General features: G+C 71.2%; 6 protein-coding genes. 3 read left to right on the plus strand and 3 right to left on the minus strand.

The window, feature by feature from the left end:
* Positions 1-220: 220 nt before the first annotated feature.
* On the minus strand, positions 221-1,138 hold the full coding sequence (locus tag OQF71_RS13365) for an isoaspartyl peptidase/L-asparaginase (protein WP_280588260.1): 918 nt from the start codon (positions 1,136-1,138) through the stop codon (positions 221-223).
* A gap of 156 nt (positions 1,139-1,294) precedes the next feature.
* Here OQF71_RS13365 and OQF71_RS13370 point away from each other — a divergent pair, with 156 nt between their 5' ends.
* The 3 genes from OQF71_RS13370 to icd are packed head-to-tail and all read left to right on the plus strand — an operon-like array spanning position 1,295 to position 5,288.
* A complete protein-coding gene (locus OQF71_RS13370) occupies positions 1,295-2,920 on the plus strand; it encodes an HTTM domain-containing protein (RefSeq protein ID WP_280588254.1) in 1,626 nt (541 codons plus the stop codon).
* A gap of 33 nt (positions 2,921-2,953) precedes the next feature.
* Positions 2,954-3,967 (plus strand): glycosyltransferase, encoded by a 1,014-nt coding sequence (locus tag OQF71_RS13375; protein ID WP_280588255.1) that lies wholly within the window; start codon positions 2,954-2,956, stop codon positions 3,965-3,967.
* A gap of 58 nt (positions 3,968-4,025) precedes the next feature.
* Positions 4,026-5,288, plus strand: coding sequence for an isocitrate dehydrogenase (NADP(+)) (gene icd, locus OQF71_RS13380; RefSeq protein ID WP_280588256.1), 1,263 nt, complete (start codon positions 4,026-4,028; stop codon positions 5,286-5,288).
* A gap of 74 nt (positions 5,289-5,362) precedes the next feature.
* Here the strand turns inward: icd and OQF71_RS13385 are convergent, their stop codons facing one another.
* Both OQF71_RS13385 and OQF71_RS13390 read right to left on the minus strand, forming a co-directional pair.
* The gene (locus tag OQF71_RS13385; protein WP_280588257.1) at positions 5,363-5,800 is read right to left on the minus strand and encodes a DUF5809 family protein; all 438 of its coding nucleotides are present in this window, start codon (positions 5,798-5,800) and stop codon (positions 5,363-5,365) included.
* A 36-nt stretch (positions 5,801-5,836) separates the two neighbouring features.
* Positions 5,837-6,310: a DUF5810 domain-containing protein gene (locus OQF71_RS13390; RefSeq protein WP_280588259.1), complete on the minus strand. Its 474-nt coding sequence runs from the start codon at positions 6,308-6,310 to the stop codon at positions 5,837-5,839.
* Positions 6,311-6,519: the final 209 nt, after the last annotated feature.

The following is a 6,519-nucleotide window of genomic DNA, read 5'->3' on the forward strand; positions in this document are numbered from 1 at the left end:
CGTCGCCCGGCGGCGGGGGCTCCCCGGCGCTGCGTGTGCTGGTTGTTGGCGGGCTCGGTTCCCTTTCGCCGCCCCCCCCGACAGGTCGAGAGCGAAGCTCTCGCTTGCAACCGGACGGAGTCCGGTGACGAGGCTGGGGAGGCGTGAGGTGACGGTGCTGTTGATCGGGGTGGGACTCAAAGGGGCAGCAGCGAGGAGGGCGCAGGCGATGTACGGTCAACTATTTATAAGCGATACTCGTCTGCATCCCCTCCGTATTAAAAGCGCTCCCGGCGCCGTCCTCCCCGAGAACGATCACGCCGGCGCCGGACCCCGTAATCTCCTCGAACTCGCTAATCGCTCGGTCGGCCGCCGCCTGCGCGCCGAGCCCATCGTCGAGATACCCTGCGGCGCGCCGCGAGAGCGTGACGCGCGCGATGTCCTCGCCTGCCCCCGTCGCGCTCGCGCCGCCGGCCTCGGTACAGAAGAACCCGGATCCGACCTGCGGCACGTCGCCGACGCGCCCCGCGAGCGCGAACGACCGGCCGCCCGTGGAGGTCGCCGCCGCGAACCGCTCGCCGTCGGTCGCGACCGCGCCGACCGTGTCGTGGTCGGGCGCGCCGCGCTTCCCGTCGCCGTCCGCGTCGTTCCCAGGTCCCCCGCCGGCCTGATCCGACCCGGACCCGAACCGCGTCGCGAGCCAGTCGAGGTGTTCGCGTGGTCCGCCCCGCGGCGGCTCCTCGTCCTCGTACCGCTCGCGCGTCTCGTCGGTGAGCAGGTCGACGCCCGTTTCGACGCCGAAGTCGACGGCGAGATCGACGGCGTGCTCGCCCGAGACGAAGATGTGCGGCGTCTCCGAGTGAACGACCCTGGCGACGCCTGCCGCGTGCTCGACGCCCGGCATCGAGCAGGCCGCGCCGATCTCCCGGTCCGAGGTCATCACGCCGGCGTCGGTGCGGACGACGCCGTCGGACTGGACCGCGCCGCCGACGCCGGCGTTAAACCGCGGGCTCGATTCGAGGGGCGCGAGCGCCGCCTCGACCGCGTCGAGGGGGGTTCGGGCGTCGGTGCCGCGCTCCGCCGCCTCGTCGAGGACCGCCTGTCTGGGCGCCGGCTCGTCCGGAGCGCCGCCGGCGCCGCCGTGGACGACGACGCGCATCGAGGGTCGCTGTGACATACCCGGACGTTCCGCGGCGTCCGGATAAGCGCCCGGGAAGCGGCGGGCGATGACTTCGGGAGCGGGGCGACCACGTCGACCGGTCGTCCGTTCGCCGCCGCAAGAACTATTCCCGCCGCTCGGGGAGTCGCCATCACCGTGGACGAGCACCGAGGACGCGCCGGCGACGACGCCCCCGACGATCCCGAATCGCGCTCCGGCGAGGAGGCGAACGACCGGGGGCCGCTCCGTCACCGCCTCTGGCGCGCGGTCCGGGCTCGCGTCGGGATCGACCCGCGCGCGCTCGCGGCGTTCCGGATCGCGCTCGGAATCGTCCTCCTCGTCGACCTCGGGCTGCGCGCCCGGAACCTGACGGTCTTTTACACCGACGCGGGGGCATTCCCGCGCTCGGCGCTCGCGGAGGCGTCCCCTCTCGGCGCTCGGCTCTCGCTGCACGCGCTCTCCGGCGCGGTGTGGCCCGTCGCGCTGCTGTTCCTCGTCGCCGGGGTGGCCGCCGTCGCGCTCGCGATCGGCCACCGGACCCGGCTCGCGACCGCGGTCTCGCTGCTCCTGCTCGCGTCGCTACAGGCGCGAAATCCGTTCGTGCTCAACGCGGGCGACACGCTGCTCTGGCAGCTGGTCGCGGCCGGGCTGTTCTGCCCTCTCGGCGCGCGCTGGTCGGTCGACGCCGTACGCGACCGACCAGTACCTGACGAGCCGGCCCGCGGGGACAAAGACGCGGGGAACGACCGCTTCACCGGTCCCGCCTCGGCGCTCTTGTTGGCCGTCGTCGTCGTGGTCTACGTCGCTAACGCGGTCGAGAAGCTCCGTGGAACGGCGTGGCTCGACGGCGAGGCGGTCGAGCAGGTGTTCCGTCTGACGTACCTCCACGGCCCGCTCGGCGGACAGCTCCCCGAGGCACCGGCGCTGTTCGCGGCCGCCACCTACGGGTGGCTCGGGGTGCTCGTTGCGTCGCCCCTGCTGGTCGCGTCCGCGGGCCGGATCCGAGCGGCGCTCGCCGGGAGCCTGCTCGCCGCGCACCTGTCGATGGCGCTCACGCTGCAGATCGGCGTCTTCTCGTTGATATCGGCGACTTCCCTGCTGCCGTTCTTCCCGCCGTTTGTCTGGGATCGCATCGAGGGGATTGTCGGACCGACCGGCGCGCGACTCGGCGGGTGGGCGGAGTCGGTCCTCGACGGCGACCGAGGCGACGGAGACCGAGCGGATCAGGCGACGCGCGCCCTGTCGGAGCGGACAGTCCGCACCCTGCTGGGCCGGCCGGTCGGCGGCCGCGTCGTCGCCGTCGTTGCGACCGTCCTCTTCGCGTCGCTGCTCGCGTGGAACGCGATCGCGGTCGGGGTCGTCGACGCGCCCGAACCCGTCGCCGCGACGGTCGATCCGGCCGAGCACGGCTGGAACATGTTCGCACCCAACCCAAGTTCGACCGACGCGCTCCTGCTCGCGACGGCGACGACCGCCGACGGCGACGCGCTCGACGCGCTGTACGGCGACCCAGTCGCGACCGATCGGCCGCCGTCGGATGCGCGGGCGTACCCCACCGCCCGGTGGCGGAAGTACCTCACCCTGCTGGCCGACGCCGAGGCGCCCGTTCGCGTCGACGCGCTCCTCGCACACCTCTGTGACCGGTCGGAGGAGCTCGCGGGCGAGCCCGTCGCGTCGGTCACCGTTTCGGCGGTCGAGATCGACGTGACGGAGGGCGGAGAGACCCGGATCCGGGAACTTGGGACGCGCGAGTGTCGCTCGGAGGGAATCGCGGACGGCTAATCACTTATCCGCCCGCCGCCCGAACCGGTCGGCGTGACCGATACCGAGCGAACCCACCCGCCGACGTCGGTGCTGCTCCCGACGGTGCGCAGGACCGAAGCGTGCTCGGACGTGGCGGCCCAGCTCGGCGAGGACGACGAGCTGTTGATTATCTGCGACACCGACGACGACCCGGTGGCCGAGCGTCTGGGGGGCGACGAGACCGCCGGAGTGGAAGGCGACGAGACCCCCGGAGGGGCAGGCGGCGGGCTCCCCGAGAGGGTTCGCATCGTCCTCGCGGGAGAACCCGAGGGCTGTTCCGGGAAGGCGAACGCCATCGCCGCCGGGATGGAGGCCGCCGAACACGACCGGATCGTCTGGACCGACGACGACTTCCGACACCCGCCGAAGTGGCTCGCGGGGCTCAACACCGACTACGACCGGCAGGGGCCGACGACGGAGGTACCCGTGTTCGTCGGGGCGGACCCGCTCGGCCGGTTGTTCGAGCCGGCGTACGTCATCGGCGGGGCGCTGCCGGTCTCCCGGGGCGAGATCGCGTGGGGCGGCGCGGTCGTCTTCGAGCGCGACGACCTCGACGAGGACGCCTTCCTCGACGACCTCCGCCGGACCGTCAGCGACGACGGGACCCTCACCGAACACCTCGACGTGAGCGCCGTCGACCGTACACGGACCGTCACCGCGGGCGGATCGCCCCGGGAGTCGTTGGAGCGGTTCGTCCGGTTCTTCCAGATCACACGGCACCACGCGCCGGCGGCGACCGCGGTCAACGTCGTCCTCTCGGTCGGGCTCGCGTCGCTGTGTTTGCTCGCGCCGATCGCAGGGGTTGCGCTCGTCACGGCGCTGTCGGGCGCGGCGTACGCGCGGTTCGGGCTCCGGCGGGCGACGTTCCTGCTCGCCGGCCCGTCGGTGATCGTCTCGCCGGTCTTTCTCGCGTACGCGCTCGCGCGCCGGACGTTCGTCTGGGGCGGCCGGCGCTACCGGTGGCGATCGGTGTTCGACGTCGAGGTCGAAGCGGCCCGGACCGAAACCGGCAAATCCTGCGAGTGAGGCGCTCACGCCGAAAGCGGCAGGCACTTTAAGCCACCGCCAGAATCCACGAACGTTCATGAGCTACGATAAGGTCGACGTCCCCGACGACGGCGAGGCGATCACGCTCGCCGACGAGGAGACCGGCGAGCTGAACGTCCCCGAGAACCCGATCATCCCGATCATTCACGGCGACGGGATCGGCACCGACGTCGGACCCGCCGCACAGCAGGTACTCGACGCGGCCGCGGAGGCGACGGGCCGCTCCATCGCGTGGATGCGCGTCTACGCGGGCAGCAGCGCCCGCGAGATGTACGACGAGAACCTCCCCGAGGACACCGTCTCGGCCATCCGCGACCACCGCGTCGCGATCAAGGGCCCGCTGACGACCCCCGTCGGCGCCGGCTTCCGCTCGCTGAACGTCGCGCTCCGCAAGACGCTCGACCTGTACGCGAACGTCCGGCCGACCTACTACATCGACGGCGTCCCCTCGCCCGTCAAGAATCCCGAGGAGATGGACATGGTCACCTTCCGGGAGAACACCGAGGACGTCTACGCCGGCATCGAGTGGGAGGCCGGCACCGACGAGTCCGAGCAGGTACGCGACTTCTTGGAGGAGGACATGGAGGTCGCCGACGTGATCCACGACGGCCCCGTCGGCATCGGCGTGAAGCCCATCTCCGAGTTCGGCTCGAAGCGCCTCATCCGCGAGGCGGTCGACTACGCGCTCGCGAACGACCGCGACTCGGTCACGCTCGTCCACAAGGGGAACATCATGAAGTTCACCGAGGGCGCGTTCCGTGACTGGGGATACGAGGTCGCCGAGGAGGAGTACGGCGACGACGTCATCACCGAGGACCAGCTCTGGGAGGAGCACGACGGCGAGCAGCCCGACGGTACCCTCGTCGTCAAGGACCGCATCGCGGACAACATGCTCCAGCAGCTGCTGACCCGCACGGACGAGTACTCCGTCATCGCGACGATGAACCTCAACGGCGACTACATGTCCGACGCCGCCGGCGCGCAGATCGGCGGTCTCGGCATCGCACCCGGCATCAACCGCGGCCACGGACGCTGTCTCGCCGAACCCGTCCACGGCTCCGCGCCCAAGTACGCCGGCGAGGACAAGGTGAACCCCACTGCGATGATCCTCTCCGGCCGCGAGATGCTCGACTACCTCGGCTGGTCCGACGCCGCCGACCTCGTACGCGAGGCCGTCGAGGAGACCATCTCGTCCGGGAAGGTCACCTACGACCTCCACCGCCAGATCGAGGGCGGCGAGAAGCTCGCGACGAGCGAGTTCGCCGACGCCGTCGTCGAGAACATCGAAGAACTCGCGTAAGCGTCGCTCTCCGTCTCGTTTTATCTTTATTCAGGTCTGCCGCGCTCCGACACCGAGCCGCGGCTCAGAGAGAGCTACCGCCCGGACTCGTAGAACTCCTCGCGGTAGACGCGCCCGAACGCGTTCCGGCGGAGGGTGCTCGCGGCCGCGTCGGGTTCGTCTTGGAACGTCGCCGCGATCACAGTGTCGGCGAAGGGGATCGGGTGCCAGACGAGGTTGTCGACGTTGTCGGAGCCGATCCGGACCACGTCGTCGTTGTCGAACTCGCTGTCGGCGAGCCACGCGTCGAACTCGTCCCCGTCGCCCACGTGGACCGCGAGCAGCTCGGCGAAGGTGGCGTCGCGGGCGGTCCGGACCACCTCGGGGGTGACCCGGTCGTCGTACTCGTCGGCGCCGAACTCCATCGCCTTCGTCGCCTCGCGGACGACGACCTGCGCGACCGGGCCGACCTCCTCGTAGCGTTCGAGCGCGTCGGCGCGGGTCTCCGGAGCGAACGTCCCTCTGGTGTGCATACCGGGCGTTCGGCGCCGATTAAAAAGGGCGTTCCGTTACGCAGACGGGTCGTCGGGGGCGTCGTTGCTGTCGGCGTCGTCGTCCTCCTCAAACATCTCCCGCGTCAGTTCGCGGGCCTCGCGCAGCGCGGCTTCGGTCTCCGGGTCCGTCGTACCCGACTCGTCGACGCCGCCTCTCGCGCCCGGGGGTTCGGGAGCGCCGCGACCGGCCGGGCCGCCGTGGTCGTGACCGCCCTGCGCGCGCCCCGCGTGGTCGTGGTCCCCGAGGTCGACGTCGGGGCGCTCGCGGTCGACGGTGTCCTCGAACACCTCGTGGTACTCGGCGGCCTCGGCGTGCGGGGTCACCTCGGCCGCGAGGCCGTCGGGGTCGCGGTCGCTCCAGTCGGGGACGTGCTCGTCGAGCCACGCCTCGTGGTCGTCGCCGTGGAGCATCGCCGTGAACGCGAGGTGGTGAGCGAGGTGCTCGCCGTCGCGCTGGGGGGTCTCGCAGACGGGGCACGCGTATCCCATATCGAGTGCGCGTACGACCGTGAGGCGTAAATCGGCGTCGAACGCTTTCGGCGATCACGACGTTTGTTATAAGAGGTTGGTGGCGGCGGCGCGGTGAACTCCGCTAAAGCTCTCGTCGCTCGCGTTGTCGCCTGCGCCCGCCTCCCGGCTGCCCTTTTGAACCCCCCGGCCGTACAGCAACCGCACCTCACACCTCCCCAGCCTCGCGG

The organism is Halorubrum sp. Boch-26 (genome assembly GCF_029889805.1).
Taxonomy (GTDB): Archaea; Halobacteriota; Halobacteria; order Halobacteriales; family Haloferacaceae; genus Halorubrum.

Bases quoted from the DNA above. Each gene is read 5' to 3' on its own strand.
- OQF71_RS13365 (WP_280588260.1), bottom strand. From the start codon at position 1,138: ATGCGCGTCGTCGTCCACGGCGGCGCCGGCGGCGCTCCGGACGAGCCG.
- icd (WP_280588256.1), top strand. From the start codon at position 4,026: ATGAGCTACGATAAGGTCGACGTCCCCGACGACGGCGAGGCGATCACG.
- OQF71_RS13385 (WP_280588257.1), bottom strand. From the start codon at position 5,800: ATGCACACCAGAGGGACGTTCGCTCCGGAGACCCGCGCCGACGCGCTC.
- OQF71_RS13390 (WP_280588259.1), bottom strand. From the start codon at position 6,310: ATGGGATACGCGTGCCCCGTCTGCGAGACCCCCCAGCGCGACGGCGAG.